The organism is Streptococcus sp. UMB0029 (genome assembly GCF_002871495.1).
Taxonomy (GTDB): Bacteria; Bacillota; Bacilli; order Lactobacillales; family Streptococcaceae; genus Streptococcus.
The window spans coordinates 74054-89669 of the sequence record NZ_PNGD01000004.1; the positions used below are offsets into that span (position 1 = coordinate 74054).

Here is a 15616-nt window from a genome sequence, read left to right on the forward strand (position 1 = left end):
TCAATTTTATACATTAACACTAGTTTCTAGATACACAAGTCATCTTTTTAAGAGTCAAATTAAGAGTCAAAAATTTACTTTACTTTGTTCAAAAACAATAAATTCCTTAAATTTATTTTTGAAAAGTTCAATAGCTTCCGAATTTTTTCTAGTCATTATGTAAGTAAAAGATAGTGGAATAGAAATTTCTTCTGGTATTCGAGTAGCAATATTAGGATTTAAGGTCATTTTAAGGTATAGAGGGAGATAAGAGATCCCTTGTCCCATTTCAATCAATTTCTCAGTTACTGTTATATCCTTTATAGAAACAAATTGAGATTCTGGAACAATTTCAGAAATTTCTTGTTTTACTTTATTCCAATAAACAGGATGATTATCTGATAAAATCTTATATTTTTGAAATAACTCCACCTCAGTTAGTTGAGAATCATTTTTGGGATAAAAAAGAGCAATTTTCCCCTCACAAATTTTTTCTGAATTAATCTTTGTAGTATAAGGTTCTTCCCTAGCTATCCCAATATCAAATTGATTATTTTCAATTTCTCGAGCAATATCATTTTGTAAAACGGTAATTGAAATACCTACAGATGGTTGTTCTTCAAAAAATTCTGGAAGAAATTTCGGTAACAGATAGGTAGCTATGTAAGGTGAAACTGCGATGTTTAAATGTGTTTCCAACTTTTTATTTTTTAACTGTATTTTTTTAATTCCATCTTCATATGTCGCAATTATTTTTTTTACGATAGGGATAAATTCTCGTCCTGTTGGAGTCAGAGTTAAATTTCTTCCAACTGTTTCAAATAAATTTACTTGCAAGTGTTTTTCGAGTTTTTTTATTTGCTGGTGAAGTGTTGGTTCCGTTAAAAATAATTCTTCGCTTGCTCTATGATAGTTGAGGTGTTTAGATAATACTAAGAATGTATAATACCAATCTAAATTCATTATCTCCTCTCCTTCCTAAAAGAATATTTAATGAATTATTAACTTTTTCCAAATTTTAAAAAGTTAATATTTATTATATCATAGAATCAAGAATAATTTATTCGATTATACGAAAGGAGCAATATGATGAAAATTAATATACCTTTTAACCAGAACTTATTGCCTAAACGATTTGGAAAAGAAGCAGATTGTACCGACATTATTAAGGGGAATCCTATACGATCTTTCCCATTTGAAATTAGCGAATTACCAGAAGGAACAAAATATATAGCTATTACTTTAATTGATTATGATGCTATTCCAGTTTGTTCATTCCCTTGGATTCACTGGCTTGCTACGGATATAGAAGTTAAAAATAATACAGTCATTATTCCTGAAAATTACAGTCTAGATTATAAAGATTCTATTACGCAAGGGAAAAATAGTTTCGCAAGTCCTCTATTAGAAACTGATTTTTCTGAAATTGATTCTATGTTTGTTGGACCAACTCCTCCTGATAAAGATCATCGATATACGCTAGAAGTGTTCGCTCTAGCTACTAAAACAGATTTGAAAAATGGATTCTACTATAATGAACTATTAGATGCACTCTCTTCAATTTCATTGGATAAAACTAGTACAGTTGTTATCGGTCAATTTTAAATAAAAAATATGGGATAAACAATTTTATAATACTTTGAAACAGATACGGGCTATCAAATTCACTAATTTAACATACTCCAATTTCTAAATTTCTCTATCCATAAGTTTGAAGCTATACAAAAACTCAATCTTATACTCAATGAAAATCAAAGAGTATTAGGAGAAATTTATCAAATCTTTACATAATAAAAACGCATAATGTCAGTACGCCTACATCTGATATTATGCGTTTTTATCACTTTAAAATTTTTAAACCTATCTCTTTTAGGGATATAAAAAAGGTTTATAATTTCCATAAAAATTGACATGGAAATTATAAAACCATTATTAGTTTAATCCTTGTTGATAACGTGCCAATTCGGCTTGGTTAGCCCAAACATAGTGACCTGGACGGATTTCAACCATGGATGGCTTATCAGTCTCATAGTCGTGTTGACTTGGGTCGTAAACCTTCAAGATCTTCTTGCGTTCCAAGATTGGGTCTGGAATTGGTACCGCTGAAAGCAAGGCCTGAGTATATGGGTGAATTGGATTGTTAAACAATTCTTCTGTTTCTGCAACCTCTACAATAACACCCTTGTAAATAACTGCGATACGATCTGAAATAAAGCGAACGACCGACAAGTCATGGGCGATGAAGAGATAGGTCAAACCGAGCTCTTTTTGGAATTTTTTGAGCAAGTTCAAGACTTGGGCACGAACAGAAACGTCCAAGGCTGAAATTGGCTCATCCGCAATAACAAAGTCTGGTTGCATGACCAAGGCACGGGCAATACCGATACGTTGACGTTGACCACCTGAAAACTCATGAGGATAACGAGTCAAGTGCTCAGCAAGAAGACCCACTTCACGGATAATATTTTTAACTTTCTCTTTACGTTCTTCTTCATCCTTAAACAGATGGTGATTGTAAAGACCTTCAGAAATAATATAATCAACAGTCGCACGTTCATTCAAACTTGCTGCAGGGTCTTGGAAAATCATCTGGATACGACGAATCAATTCTGCAGCTTGTTCACGCGATTTCTTTCCATTAATCTTTTGACCTTCAAAAATGATATCTCCATTACTTGTATCATTAAGACCGATGATAGCACGACCAATAGTTGTTTTCCCACTACCTGACTCACCTACAAGCGAGAAAGTTTCTCCCTTGTTGATAAAGAAGTTGGCATTTTTAACTGCGACAAACTTCTTACTTCCTTCACCGAAGGAAATTTCTAAATCTTTGATTTCTACTAATTTTTCAGACATTTCCTTCCTCCTAGTCTGCCAGATGGGCAAATCCCATTTTATCACGGATCTTATCGTGAAGATTTGCAATCACAGCTGGTTTTTCTACTTTTGGAGCATCCTCATGAAGAAGCCAAGTTTTAGCCCAATGCGTCTCTGATACTGAGAATTGAGGAGCTTTTTGTTCGAAGTCAATCTGCATTGCATAGTCTGAACGCAAGGCAAAAGCATCCCCTTTCAGGTCAGTATAAAGCGACGGAGGTGTTCCTGGGATTGAGTAAAGATCCCCTTTATCATCAGCAAGCTGAGGCAAGCTAGACAAGAGACTCCATGTATATGGATGGCGAGGGTCATAGAAGACTTCCTCAACAGTTCCATACTCAACGATTTCTCCCGCATACATAACTGCTACCTTATCCGCAATACTTGCTACCACACCAAGGTCGTGGGTGATAAAGATTGTTGTGAAATGGTACTCGTTTTGTAATGATTTGAGCAAATCAATAATTTGTGCTTGAATGGTCACATCCAAGGCTGTCGTTGGCTCATCACAGATCAAGACATCAGGTCGGCAGGCAAGGGCAATAGCAATAACGATACGTTGACGCATTCCTCCAGAATATTGGAATGGGTATTCATCAAAACGTCTATCTGCCTCTGGAATCCCAACCTTATTCATGTAGTCAATGGCCAATTCTTTTGCTTCCTTAGCTGTTTTTCCTTGGTGTTTTACAATAACTTCTGTAATCTGACTACCAATTGTTTTAATTGGGTCCAAACTAGTCATTGGATCCTGGAAGATAGTCGCAATCTTAGCACCACGAATTTGTTCCCAATCCTTGTGAGAAGATAGAGCTGTCAAATCTTGACCACGGTAGTCAATGCTACCTTGGGCAATGCGACCATTTTCTTCAAGCATACCTGTAAAGGTCTTTGTCAAAACAGATTTACCTGATCCTGACTCACCTACCAAGGCCAATACTTCACCTTCAACTAGTTCAAGGGAAACACCGCGAATGGCTGTCAATACTTTGTCACGAACGTCAAATTCCACGACAATATCGCGAGCAGTCAAAATTACATTTTTTTCTTTTGTCATTTCTACTCCTATCTATGTGTACGTGGATCACTAGCATCCGCTAAGTTTTGACCAACTACGAAAAGGGACAAGGATACCAAGACAAGGGTTGTCAATGGAATCCAGAACAAGTAAGCATTAGTTGTTACGTTTTGTGAATAATCCGAAATCAAACGACCCAAACTTGGCACTGTAATCGGTAATCCAAGACCGAAGAATGACAAGAAGGCTTCGTATGAGATAAAGCTTGGAAGCATTTGAGTCATCGTTGTCACAATAACAGATACCAATTGTGGCATAATGTTTTTGGCAACAATCTTCAAGGTTGGTGTTCCCAAAGTACGTGACGCCAAGTTGTATTCCAAGTCACGATAACGCAAGATTTGCACACGGATCATGAAGGCAATCCCAATCCATGTTGTCACACTCATGGCAAAAATCAGATTCCAGAATCCAGCTCCGATTGAGTAAGTCAAGACAATGACAATCAAAAGAGATGGGATGTTTGAGATGACATTATAAACTTCCATCATGACACGGTCAACTGATTTTGAAATTCCCCAAATACCACCGACAAAGACACCGATAACCAAGTTAATCACTGTCGCAATCACAGAAATGAGGATAGAGTTACGAGCTCCGAACCAGACACCGTCAAAGAGAGATTTACCGTTACTGTCAGTACCGAACCAATGCTCCGCATTTGGCTTGATATAACGAGCACTAAAGTCGTTTACCTTGCTGACATCATTAAAATCAAACTTAGAAAACATTGGGTAGATGAAACTCATCAAAATGATAGCTACCAAGATTCCCAACATGACTACAGTTGATTTTTTCTTCATAAATTGTCTAAACACTGATCCCCAGTATGAATATGCTGGCGCATCAATGGCTTCAGAGGCAAAATCGTCACGTTTTACGAACTGAAATTTTTCTTTATCGATTGTAGACATTATTTGCCTCCTTTCTCAGTCAATTTAATACGTGGGTCAATAATGGTCATCCAAATATCTCCTAAAAGAAGTGAGAAGATAGAAATACATGTAAAGATGAAGACAAGACCAACGACCATAGAGTTATTAGATGCTTTTACAGAGTCAATCAACATTTTACCCATACCTGGGAAGGCGAAGACTGTTTCAGTAAGGGTTGCACCACCGATAACCCCGATAACAGCACCAGGAATTCCTGAAACCAGCGGAACCATGGCGTTTTTAAAGATGTGTTTGTTTGAAATTTCTTTTTCAGACAAACCTTTTGCACGAGCAAAACGTACAAAGTCTTGTGATTGCAAGTCAATCATGTAACGACGAATCCAAATAGCTGTACCAGGAGCCCCCAACAAACCAAGGATAACTGCTGGTAAAACGTAAGAACGCCAATCTCCAGCACCCAAGATAGGGAATGAATCTGGCAAACCGATTGAAGAACCAGCCAAACGAACGATATAAACCAAGGCAATGGTTGGAAGAGCCATCAAGAAGGTCAAAGCCCCTGTTGAGAAGCTATCAATCCAAGTATTCTTGAAGCGAGCCATAGCTGAACCAAGTGGCACGGCAATCGCATAAGAAATCACCAAACCAATCAATCCAACGACAGCAGAGCTGGCGATCATAGAAGGATATTGGTAGTTACTTTCAGTAGCTGTATAAGGATCATCTTTTCCGTAGTTAGCTACTTCACGAGAATCAGCCTGACTAGGTGATTTGTAGGTTCTTGAGTAAATATTTACAGAAGAAGTTTTCTTACCTGTTGGGAACTGAACTTGACCCGTTTTTGTTTGTCCTTGTCCCTGAGTAATAACCTGTAAAACAGGGCTATTAGCATAGGTTGGATAAGAATCACCTAAATTAATGTTCACAAAGTTTTGATGAACGAATGGGAACTGACTGTTGAAGTACAAGAGATATTTGTGTTTAGTTCCTGAACCAACCAATGACCATCCGATCGCTGGATCGTTTTCAAAACGAAGGTAACGTTTCAAGTCTGGATTTTCAGGGTCTTGAATTTTATTTGTATGATCAATGTCAATCAAGTTAGCATAGAATTTGAAAACACGTTCAAAAATTGGGATTTCACGAGTAGCGTAGAATTGACCACTTTCAGTAAATTCTCCCAAGGTCCAACCATGACCGATTTGTTTGATGTATTTTTCATAGATAGCCTTGTTGGTGTCATTAGCTTCAACTGTTACAGAAGAATCCATCTGACTAGCTTTTTCTTGCAACTCTTTGGTATCGTAGTACTCGATATAGCCCATACGCTCATAAACGGTATTTTCATAGTTATCACGTTTATCAGCCGTTGTCGCAATCTTGTTATAGTTGGTATCCTGTTTGAAAATCAATTTTCGAGGAACCATTGTATAGATGATCGTGTAAGTCAAGGTTGTTACTAAGAAGATAGAAACCAATGACCGCAAAACACGCATAAAAATATATTTTTTCATATCATTTCCTTTAAAAATCCCAAAAGAACCTTCTCCTCATGGAGAGAAAGTTCTATTAGAAATTATTTACTTCACATGACTTGCCAATTCTTTTTGAGCTTTCTCGTTTGACTCAGTCTTCTCTTTCAACCATTTTTCACGAGCTTTTTCGTACTCTTCTTTGGTGATTGCTTTTTCACCAACTTCAGTATACTTCAAGTATCCTGCATTCTCACCTTTAAGCCCAGCTACAGAATATGAAGAGCTAAATGGTAAAACCTTTGAAACAAATGAAACGGCTGTTTCTTTAGGAGAAGCCATTACAGGAATTGTCAAAGCATTATCAGTCAACCAAGCTTGTGCTACTGCGTATTTTTCATAACGTTTTTGAACATCTTGGTTTTCGCTGTTTGCGTCATCAAGTAATTTTCCATAGTCAGCCAAACCAAGTTTACTTACTACTGATGCATCCGTTTTTTGGTCAATACCAAGGTAAAGGCGAGTGTTTCCTCCCTTGATGACAAACTGATCCAAGAAAGTAGACGGATCTTGATAGTCAGGGGTCCATCCTATCAAAGTATGGATATCCCAGTCTTGCTCTTTAGCTGTTGGAGCACTAAATGAAATTGGTAAAGCTTCTGCTTGAGTCATTTGTTGCAAGTCTACAACAACATTATCTGAACCCAATACTTTTTCAATTGATTGCTTCAATGATTGAACACGGTTTACAACCGCTGTTGATTCTTGAATAACCAAGGCATCTAAGTGGATTGGGAATTCAACACCTTCAGCTTGTAGACTTGATTTAGCTTTAGCAAATACCTCTTTAGCTTTTTCTTCATTATAAAGCCCATTTTGAGAATCAGCTAGAGAAACCTTGGCCCAAGTAGAAGAATTTGTCTTAGTTAAGCTATCTTGTACCAATTCACCAAATGTTTTCTTACCAACTTGAAGATTATATGGTGCAAATGTATTACGGATGGCTACTGCAGCACCATCAGTACCATTTGTTTGAGCTGAATAAGAATTACGATCTACCGCAAAGTTCAGGGCTTGACGGAACTCCTTGTTCAACAAGGCTTTTTGAGTAGAGGTCTTTTGTGCTTCACTTGTCTTAGCAGTGTGGTTATAAGTTGTACGGCCATAGTTCAAGCTGACAGTTGCAACACCCGCACCTGGTTCGTTAAAGTAAATGTTATCTTTGAAGTCAGCTGCATATTTTTCATATGTAGAACTTGTAGGGAAGATACGAGCCTTGCTATATTGACCATCAGCAAAACCTTTAGCAATCACATCTTGATCTTTACCATCCCAGAAAGTGAACTTAACGTTCTCAATTTTTACATTTTCTTTATCCCAGTAAGCGTCATTTTTAGCCATCTCGATAGATGATTTAGGAGTTACAGCTTTCAAAACAAATGGACCGTTATAAAGAATAGAGTTAGCATCTGTTGGAGCCCCAAATCCTTCACCTTTTGAAGCTAAAAACTCTTCATTAACTGGCATCATGACACCGCTAGTTGTCTTATCATTCCAAAAAGTTTCTGGTTGATTCAAGGTATATTCTAAAGTTTGATCATCAAGTGCTTTTACACCAACCGTTGAAAAGTCTTTTGTTTCACCCTTGATATATGCATCCAATCCCTTGATAGAAGAGCTAACGATTGAAAGTCCTTTTGATTTTCCATCTACAGCATGTTTCAAACCAGTAACGAAGTCTTTAGCAGTTACAGGAGCATATTCTTCTCCCTCTGCTGTCACCCATTTAGCATCCTGACGGATTTTATAGGTATACGTCAAACCATCTTTTGAAACTGTCCATGATTCGGCAATAGAAGGAACCAGATTACCATATTTATCGTTAGCCAACAAACCATCTACAGCATTTGTTGTGATGAATGATGTTGAATCGATATTGCTGACGATATAATCCAAGGTTTCTGGATCTATTTGATAAACATATTGGTAATCTTTTGCTAGTTTAGCATTATTTGAACTAGTGTTTGAACACGCAGCTAGAACTCCTGATACTAATAAGGTAGCTCCCGCTACAGCAAGCACTTGACTTTTTTTCATTTTTTACTCCTCTTATAAAATATAGGTTGTTATCAATTATATCATAGATTTCAAGAAAAGTAAACGAATTTTCAGAATATTTAGGCTTATTCATACAAAAAATCTGAAAAAACTATTGACTGAGAATGATTTTCAAGGTATAATAATAAACGTTAAGGCGGTATAGCCAAGTGGTAAGGCACGGCTCTGCAAAAGCTTGATCGTCGGTTCAAATCCGTCTACCGCCTTCTATAACTTGATTTATCAGGTTTCAAATGAACAGAAAGCCCAGTTTAAAGGGCTTTTTTCTTTTTCTTCTGATAAATACATATAACTTACAAAAATTTTTGGAGCGAATTTGGGCAGACTGCTTTTTAGGAGACAATTTTTTGAAATCAACTGAAAAAGCTTCGTCACACATTGTGACAAAAGCCTCTAGTTTATTCTATTTCTTCCTCTATTTCGACTTCTGTAATTTGGACTTTTACCTTGGTAACACGTCCATTTTTTACCTTATCATTGGTTAAGAGAAGCTGTTTGTTTTGGCTGACCAATTCATGGCTGAGTTTCTCAGTCGTTGGAATGGTCCCAACTCCTGTCAAATAATAACCAGCGATGGTATCAACGTCATCACTTTCCAGTTCAACATCAAAGTAGTCATTAAAATCATTGAGATTCATGGTACCTTGAACAATATAAGTATCTTCTCCGATTTGATGAACTTCGATTTCTGCCTTATCTGTTTCGTCATCGATTTCCCCAACGATTTCCTCTAAGAGGTCTTCAAGGGTTACCAAACCAGCCATCCCACCGTATTCATCTAGCAAAATTGCCATTTGTCTTTGGGTATTGCGCAATTCTTTTAACAAGTCGTCCACAAAAATAGTTTCAGGAACAAAAAGTGGATCTTGTAAAATTCTCTTCCATACAATGTTATCAAAACCGTCTACAAAGGCTGCCTTAAGAAGACTCTTGGTGTGAATGATCCCAATCACGTTATCCTTGTCTCCATCATAGACAGGGATACGAGAATAATTTTGTTTTAAAATACTTTGGATAATGGTTTGACTATCATCCTGAATATCGACCATAAAGGCATCCGTTCGAGGAACCATGACTTCTCTGGCCATCAATTCGTCCAGTGAAAAAATCCCCTGTAACATCTCAATTTCGTCAGCATCAAGTGTTTCTTCACTATTTGTCAGCATGTACTCAATTTCATCACGGGTCATTTTTTCGTCAGCATCATCAAAGGTCATGGGAGTCAAACGACTCAAAAGATTGGTGGACGCAGACAAGAGCCAGACAAAAGGACTAACGAGTTTCCCCAGCCCAATAATAACTGGCGCTGTACGAATCGCCAAGGCATCCTTTAGATTAAGAGCGATTCTCTTAGGATACAATTCCCCAAAAACAATGGAAATATAAGTCAAAAATGCTAAAGATAGGAAACTTGCAATAGCATAAGCTGTTTCGCCATTTCCAAGCCAAGATGCAATTTCTCGTCCCAGAGTTTCTGCCAAACTCGCCCCTGACAAAATCGTAATCAGGGTGATCCCTACTTGAATAGTCGATAAAAAGTGATTAGGATTTTCTAGTACCTTCAGCAGACGGATATAGCGTCTATCTCCTTCTTCTGCCTTTTGTTCAACCCGCGCACGGTTAAGTGAAACCATGGCCATTTCTGTGGCTGAGAAAAAGGCATTTAATACAGTCAAGATAAACAATAAAACAAATTGTAGCAACAAATTCTGACTACTTGGGTCTTCCATAGTTCTTCTCCTAAAATAGTATCTTACCCTCTATTATATCACAAAATTTAGTCCAGTACATATTATTTTTCTCAATGTCTATTTGTAATCCGACCTAAATTGTCCAAAAAAGAACCCCTACATCCACAAGTGATATAGGAGTTTATGTTATCTTTTACTGAGTAACCGTTACTTCTCCAGTTCGGTAATCCAGTTGAAGCCCCTTTTGAACATTGGGAACTAGAACATTGAATTCCAATTCTCCGTCTGAGGACTTGGCTTCAATCTGTGAAGCTGAAGGAACTAAATCCTCGTTTGAAGCATAATAAAGAGTTACACGGTAACGGACACGCTTGTTTTGGTCCAGGGCTTTACGCACCATGCTTTCATAGTAGTTTTGCCCTGTCGAATCCTCAGCTTGCGCCTGATTTGCCCAGGCTGTCTGAACAGCAATATTTTTAGGATTACTTGTTGAGGCATCAAAACCATCTAAGCCACCGATTAAGGCATAGCCTAACAGGTGACCTCTATCGACTGCATGAGTATAAGTCCCCTTTAGATTCTTAACCTGATGCCATCCTGGAGGGGTCCAAGAAGTCGAACCATTCCCAGTTTCTTCACGATTCTTGTACTGACGAGTAGCCTTAGACAAGAGGGCATTAGCTACGGTTGGCACAGTTTCCTTGCCCACTGTCTTTGTTTTATTATCAGCGTAGGGCTTACTTGAAACCTTGGCATCTAGGTTTGTTTTATTACCATTGACGATAAAAGCACCTGATCCATTCCACTCAAGACTCCCTTTTATTTGACTCTTGACTGCGTCTGTTAAGACACTTTCTGCCAATGCTTGACTAGGAGCTTCAGACGCTTGTTTTTTCTGACTAAGCTTGGTTTTGGGACTATTAGGTGTCGACTGCATCTGCTTGATATAGTAGCTCCCTGCAGATAAAAGCAATAACACTAACAGTCCAATCAGTGTCTGTCTTGTTTTTTTGTTCATATTTCTCCTTATCTTTAGAAAAAGGCTGGTTCTCCAGCCTAATTTCCTGTAAATTTATGAATCAATTCCTGCCATTTTGCTGGAGACAGGATAGCCCATGGATCTTGACCCTTACCCAAGATTCCATAGCCTACCATTAGACCTATTCCTAGGGCTAAAACACCTAAAATCAGTACCAGAATGACTAAAAGTAAACGCTTGACTACGTAGCTTGATTTCTTATTCATCTTCATCACTTGCCTCAATCCGCTGAATCTTAGCACCCAGCTGCGCTAACTTCTCATGGAAACGGTAGTAACCTCTATCCAAGTGAACCAATTTACCGACCACAGTTTCTCCTTGTGCTACCAAACCTGTCAAAATCAAGGCTGCGCTGGCACGAAGGTCAGTTGAAAGAACTTCTGCTCCCTGCAGAGGCTGTCCACCAACAATACGTGCCGTATCACGGATAATCTCAGAGTGCAAGCCCATGCGGCGCATTTCTTCTAAATGTTGGAAACGATTTTCGAAAACTGTCTCCACCATAGTTGATTCCCCTTTTGCAACGGTCATCAAGGCTGTAAATTGAGCCTGCATATCTGTTGGAAATCCTGGATGAGGCAAGGTTTTCACATGGACAGCTTTTAGATTTTCTAGTTGAGAGCGAACTCGAATTCCTTCAGTCTCCTCTGTCACTTCCACTCCCATTTCAAGCAATTTGGCAATCAAGGGACGGTTATGCTCCCAAACAGCATCTTTAATCAAGACATCACCACCAGTCATGGCAGCAGCCACCATAAAGGTTCCAGCTTCGATACGGTCTTGGACCACATTGTGGGTCGTACCGTGAAGTTTCTCCACACCAGTAATGGTAATGGTCTCTGTACCAGCCCCTTTGACCTTGGCTCCCATTTCATTCAGTAGAATAGCTAGGTCAACAATCTCAGGCTCACGCGCAGCATTTTCAATCACTGTCACCCCATCAGCCAGCGTCGCTGCCATCATCAAGTTCTGCGTAGCACCCACACTTGGGAAGTCCATGTAGATATGAGTCCCATGTAAGCGATCAGCCTTGGCTTCGATATAACCAGCTGTCTGGCTAATCTTAGCCCCCATAGCTTCCAGACCTTTCAAATGAAGATCAATAGGACGGCTACCAATCGTACAACCACCCGGCATGGATACCTTGGCATGACCTACACGGGCAAGGATTGGCCCCAAGACAACGATAGATGCGCGCATCTTGCTGACATACTTGTAGGGAGCTTCCTCAGTGATATCGCCAGTCGCGTCCACCTCAACAAGATGAGCTTCTTCATTAAAATCCACCTTGGCATTCAAACCACGAACCACCTGATTCATAGTGAAAACATCTGACAAGATAGGAACATTCTGCAAGACAGTCTTTCCTTCACTGGCTAGAATAGTCGCTGCCAACAAGGGCAAGACTGCATTCTTTGCCCCTTCAATCGTAACACTTCCTACCAGACGATTATCGCCACCTTGAACCACAATTTTTTCCATACTTATTTCCTTTACATTTGATTTTATAATAATCCTCTAAACGCTTCTTGCCACAACTGATAGAGGCTGATAAAGAAAGAACTCATGATGTAGCCCATTACAATGCTGAAAAAGGCTACTAATAAACGAACTTTTCCTGTATTCTCAGCTGTCACTTTTAAGACCTTTTCCCATCTAACAAGATCCTTTAAAAGGTAAAAACTCACATAAATAAAGAGCATATGACTGCTTAGAGTGAATAATAATTGAACCATTTGACTATTATACCATCTTCTCTGTTTGTGCGCTAGTTTGGAAATTTCACCTAAAAGCTAGGGATTGTTTTTCAAGTAATCAATTGCATCTTGTAGGGTTTTAACTGGCACGATTTTCATATCTGTCTTGATTGTTTTGGCTGCTTCTAGGGCTGTTTGGTAATTGTTTTTGGCATCTGGATGCGCTTTTTGTTCTTCTTCGCTAACAGGGTTGTCTGGAGCAAAGAAAATCGCAGCACCTTCTCTAGCCGAAGCTACAACTTTCTTATCAATACCTCCAATGTCCCCCACATTGCCATCGCGGTCAATGGTTCCTGTACCAGCAACGATACGGCCATTACGAAGTCCCGGGTCAGCTATTTGAGTATAGATAGCGAGACTAAACATGAGACCAGCACTTGGACCGCCGATACCAGCTGTTGAAAAACGAATTGGGACATCACTAGTTACTTCTGTGCGGTCAATCAAACCAATTCCAATCCCATTTTTGCCATTTTCCAAAGTGATAATCTTACCTTCTGCAGACTTGGTTTGTCCATCCTCTTCATAAGTCACCTTGACAGAGTCCCCTAGTTTTTGAGAATTGACGTAATCAATCAAATCTTTGGAACTGTCAAAGGTCTGGTCATTGACTGCTGTGACCGTATCAGAGATATTGAGAATCCCTTTAAAGGTTGAATTATCCGTCACCGTCAAGACATAAACTCCAAGATATTTGAGTTCGATATCCTTACCAGCTGTTTTCAGTCCTTGATATTTGGCCATATTTTGCGATGTTTGCATGTAGAATTGATTGATTCGCATAAATTCAACATCGGAAGTTCCGCCTGTAGTCTCCTGAGCACTGCGAATATCTGTGAAAGGCGTCAACCACGCATAAATCATATGGGCTAAAGTAGCATGCTGAACACCAACCGTAACGAATTGATAAGCCCCAGCTTCCTTATCTTCGGTATCATTGACTTTAAGGACTTGGCGAATATCTTCCGAACCACCTGGAACCTCTATATAGTAGGGCAAGGGTACCACAAAAGCCAAGAAAGTCGCTATCAAGGCCGCAATGACGTATAAGGGCCATCTAATCTTTTTTTTCATTTCTTAATTTCCTCCAAAATACTCTCAGGAACATAGCAGGCAATATCCTGACCAAACTTCAAAAGTTCTCGAACACCAGATGAACTGATATAGAGATGCTCAGGTCGGCTATGTAAATAAATGGTCTCTATATCAGGAGACAGCTGATGATTGTAGTAATCAAAACTGGCTTCATATTGCAAATCCGCCGCATTTCTCAAGCCCCGCACTAAACAAGTAGCTCCCAGTCTTTTTGCAACATCAACCACCAATTCATCATGTGAAGACACGACTGCAACATTTTCCAAATGTTTCACAGCCTTTTCTAACCCCCGTTTACGATTTTCGATAGGGAGAAATCCTTGTTTGTGGGGATTAAAAAAAATACCCACATAGAGCTTATCAAAAAGTCTGCTCGCCCGTTCAATGATATCCAGATGCCCATTTGTCATCGGATCAAATGAGCCTGTGAATAAGCCAATCTTATCTGACATAGACTGTCACCTTACTAATTCCATAAATCTTTTCCTTCCAGATGCCCAGGCAGGCAATTTCTTCTGGAAGCTCCACTGCTTTATCCGTCTCACACACGACCATAATATCTTCAGAAAATAATTCTCTTTCAGCCATTTTTTCGATATCTGCTACGATTTGTTCCTTGGCGTAAGGAGGATCTAAGAAAATGAGGTCGAAGGGTCCAGACACCTGCTCCAAGGCTCTTTCCGCATCCATCTTGAGGAGTTGAAATTTTCCAACTTCCTTGGTCATCTGGATATTTTCAGCCACGATGGCCTGAGCCTTACGGTCTCGCTCTACCAAAACAGCACTGAACATGCCACGCGATACTGCCTCAATAGATAAACCACCACTACCTGCATAAAGATCCAAGACTCGCCCCCCTTCAAAGTAGGGACCAATCATGTTAAAAATGGCGCCCCTAACCTTATCCGAAGTGGGTCTTGTTGTCTTACCTTCTAGCGTCTTGAGGGGGCGTCCCCCATAGATTCCTGATACGATTTTCATACCGTTTATTATACCAAATTATGGGCGAAAAATCGAGTAGGGGATAATCTCTAGCCCCTCTCACACCACCGTATGTGCCGTTCGGCATACGGCGGTTCAACTAACTTTTAACACATGTCGTTCAAGGTAATAATCCAAACACGAAACCAGTCCACGTTTTTTAAGGACTGGTTTTGATATAGCACGTTTAATTACCGACTTCTGAGCTACTAATTGATAATGGTCGCCCCAGCCAGATACCTTATCTGCTATCCATTTAGGAACTCCTAACTTAAGCAATCCCCATAATCGTCTAGATTTCTTCTTCCATTGCTTCCAGATAATCACTCGTAGGCGAGTGCGCAAGCGCTCATCTATGCTGGTGACAATACTTTTCATATTTCCCAATGAGAAATAGTTTATCCATCCTCGAATAGACAAATTCAGTTGCTCAATACGTCTTGTTAAGTCTATACTCCATTTCCTCTGTGTTAGTTTCTTCAATTTAAGCTTAAATCTCCGAACACTATCTTGATGGGGCGACTTTTCCAACCATCTGATGATTTCCAGAACCCGAAACCTAAATATTTCAACTCTCTTGGTCTGGTAATCTTATACTAGCCTAAAATCAAAAACCATCTTATAATAGTA

Annotated in this window: 13 protein-coding genes, 1 tRNA gene and 2 pseudogenes; 2 read left to right on the forward strand and 14 right to left on the reverse strand. The window is 39.1% G+C overall.

The window, feature by feature from the left end:
- Positions 1-66 precede the first annotated feature (66 nt).
- The gene (locus CJ239_RS03495) at positions 67-942 is read right to left on the reverse strand and encodes a LysR family transcriptional regulator (RefSeq protein ID WP_102210575.1); all 876 of its coding nucleotides are present in this window, start codon (positions 940-942) and stop codon (positions 67-69) included.
- A gap of 126 nt (positions 943-1068) precedes the next feature.
- On the opposite strand from CJ239_RS03495, the gene CJ239_RS03500 reads away from it, so the two are divergent.
- Entirely contained in the window at positions 1069-1584 is a 516-nt protein-coding gene (locus CJ239_RS03500) for a YbhB/YbcL family Raf kinase inhibitor-like protein (RefSeq protein ID WP_102210576.1), read from the forward strand.
- Positions 1585-1911: 327 nt separating this feature from the next.
- Here CJ239_RS03500 and CJ239_RS03505 read toward each other — a convergent pair whose 3' ends face one another.
- From CJ239_RS03505 to CJ239_RS03525, 5 genes are all read right to left on the reverse strand, one after another.
- Positions 1912-2838 carry an ATP-binding cassette domain-containing protein gene (locus tag CJ239_RS03505; RefSeq protein WP_033683067.1) on the reverse strand — a complete coding sequence of 309 codons (927 nt, stop codon included), beginning with the start codon at positions 2836-2838 and terminating at the stop codon, positions 1912-1914.
- A 10-nt stretch (positions 2839-2848) separates the two neighbouring features.
- Positions 2849-3916, reverse strand: a complete 1068-nt coding sequence (locus CJ239_RS03510) for an ABC transporter ATP-binding protein (protein ID WP_102210577.1) — start codon at positions 3914-3916, stop codon at positions 2849-2851.
- A gap of 8 nt (positions 3917-3924) precedes the next feature.
- Complete coding sequence (gene oppC, locus CJ239_RS03515; protein ID WP_000103691.1) at positions 3925-4851, reverse strand: oligopeptide ABC transporter permease OppC; 927 nt, start codon at positions 4849-4851, stop codon at positions 3925-3927.
- Positions 4851-6347 carry an ABC transporter permease gene (locus CJ239_RS03520; protein ID WP_042900319.1) on the reverse strand — a complete coding sequence of 499 codons (1497 nt, stop codon included), beginning with the start codon at positions 6345-6347 and terminating at the stop codon, positions 4851-4853. Before CJ239_RS03520 ends, oppC begins: the two co-directional genes overlap by 1 nt.
- 66 nt (positions 6348-6413) lie before the next feature.
- Positions 6414-8402: a peptide ABC transporter substrate-binding protein gene (locus tag CJ239_RS03525; RefSeq protein WP_102210578.1), complete on the reverse strand. Its 1989-nt coding sequence runs from the start codon at positions 8400-8402 to the stop codon at positions 6414-6416.
- 156 nt (positions 8403-8558) lie between these two features.
- Between CJ239_RS03525 and CJ239_RS03530 the strand changes: the two genes are divergently transcribed.
- Positions 8559-8629: transfer RNA gene (locus tag CJ239_RS03530), tRNA-Cys, on the forward strand.
- 192 nt (positions 8630-8821) lie between these two features.
- On the opposite strand, the gene CJ239_RS03540 is transcribed toward CJ239_RS03530, so the two are convergent.
- From CJ239_RS03540 to CJ239_RS03580, 8 genes and pseudogenes are all read right to left on the reverse strand, one after another.
- Complete coding sequence (locus CJ239_RS03540) at positions 8822-10153, reverse strand: hemolysin family protein (protein ID WP_102210579.1); 1332 nt, start codon at positions 10151-10153, stop codon at positions 8822-8824.
- Positions 10154-10307: 154 nt separating this feature from the next.
- A complete protein-coding gene (endA, locus tag CJ239_RS03545) occupies positions 10308-11132 on the reverse strand; it encodes a DNA-entry nuclease EndA (protein ID WP_102210580.1) in 825 nt (274 codons plus the stop codon).
- A 38-nt stretch (positions 11133-11170) separates the two neighbouring features.
- On the reverse strand, positions 11171-11359 hold the full coding sequence (locus tag CJ239_RS03550) for a DNA-directed RNA polymerase subunit beta (protein ID WP_004245549.1): 189 nt from the start codon (positions 11357-11359) through the stop codon (positions 11171-11173).
- Positions 11352-12635: a UDP-N-acetylglucosamine 1-carboxyvinyltransferase gene (gene murA, locus CJ239_RS03555; RefSeq protein ID WP_102210581.1), complete on the reverse strand. Its 1284-nt coding sequence runs from the start codon at positions 12633-12635 to the stop codon at positions 11352-11354. Before murA ends, CJ239_RS03550 begins: the two co-directional genes overlap by 8 nt.
- Positions 12636-12658: 23 nt before the next feature.
- Entirely contained in the window at positions 12659-12889 is a 231-nt protein-coding gene (locus tag CJ239_RS03560) for a DUF1146 family protein (protein WP_004255861.1), read from the reverse strand.
- 57 nt (positions 12890-12946) lie between these two features.
- A pseudogene (locus CJ239_RS03565) lies at positions 12947-14457 on the reverse strand (SepM family pheromone-processing serine protease).
- On the reverse strand, positions 14447-14986 hold the full coding sequence (gene rsmD / locus CJ239_RS03575; RefSeq protein ID WP_102210584.1) for a 16S rRNA (guanine(966)-N(2))-methyltransferase RsmD: 540 nt from the start codon (positions 14984-14986) through the stop codon (positions 14447-14449). Before rsmD ends, CJ239_RS03565 begins: the two are co-directional and overlap by 11 nt.
- Positions 14987-15082: 96 nt before the next feature.
- A pseudogene (locus tag CJ239_RS03580) lies at positions 15083-15579 on the reverse strand (group II intron maturase-specific domain-containing protein); the annotation flags it as partial.
- Positions 15580-15616: the final 37 nt, after the last annotated feature.

What these genes read in the sequence shown, in the direction of transcription:
- endA (WP_102210580.1), bottom strand. Translation starts at nt 11,132, where the DNA reads ATGAACAAAAAAACAAGACAGACACTGATTGGACTGTTAGTGTTATTG.
- CJ239_RS03505 (WP_033683067.1), bottom strand. Translation starts at nt 2,838, where the DNA reads ATGTCTGAAAAATTAGTAGAAATCAAAGATTTAGAAATTTCCTTCGGT.
- murA (WP_102210581.1), bottom strand. Translation starts at nt 12,635, where the DNA reads ATGGAAAAAATTGTGGTTCAAGGTGGCGATAATCGTCTGGTAGGAAGT.
- rsmD (WP_102210584.1), bottom strand. Translation starts at nt 14,986, where the DNA reads ATGAAAATCGTATCAGGAATCTATGGGGGACGCCCCCTCAAGACGCTA.
- CJ239_RS03550 (WP_004245549.1), bottom strand. Translation starts at nt 11,359, where the DNA reads ATGAATAAGAAATCAAGCTACGTAGTCAAGCGTTTACTTTTAGTCATT.
- CJ239_RS03560 (WP_004255861.1), bottom strand. Translation starts at nt 12,889, where the DNA reads ATGGTTCAATTATTATTCACTCTAAGCAGTCATATGCTCTTTATTTAT.
- CJ239_RS03495 (WP_102210575.1), bottom strand. Translation starts at nt 942, where the DNA reads ATGAATTTAGATTGGTATTATACATTCTTAGTATTATCTAAACACCTC.
- CJ239_RS03540 (WP_102210579.1), bottom strand. Translation starts at nt 10,153, where the DNA reads ATGGAAGACCCAAGTAGTCAGAATTTGTTGCTACAATTTGTTTTATTG.
- CJ239_RS03510 (WP_102210577.1), bottom strand. Translation starts at nt 3,916, where the DNA reads ATGACAAAAGAAAAAAATGTAATTTTGACTGCTCGCGATATTGTCGTG.
- CJ239_RS03520 (WP_042900319.1), bottom strand. Translation starts at nt 6,347, where the DNA reads ATGAAAAAATATATTTTTATGCGTGTTTTGCGGTCATTGGTTTCTATC.
- oppC (WP_000103691.1), bottom strand. Translation starts at nt 4,851, where the DNA reads ATGTCTACAATCGATAAAGAAAAATTTCAGTTCGTAAAACGTGACGAT.
- CJ239_RS03500 (WP_102210576.1), top strand. Translation starts at nt 1,069, where the DNA reads ATGAAAATTAATATACCTTTTAACCAGAACTTATTGCCTAAACGATTT.
- CJ239_RS03525 (WP_102210578.1), bottom strand. Translation starts at nt 8,402, where the DNA reads ATGAAAAAAAGTCAAGTGCTTGCTGTAGCGGGAGCTACCTTATTAGTA.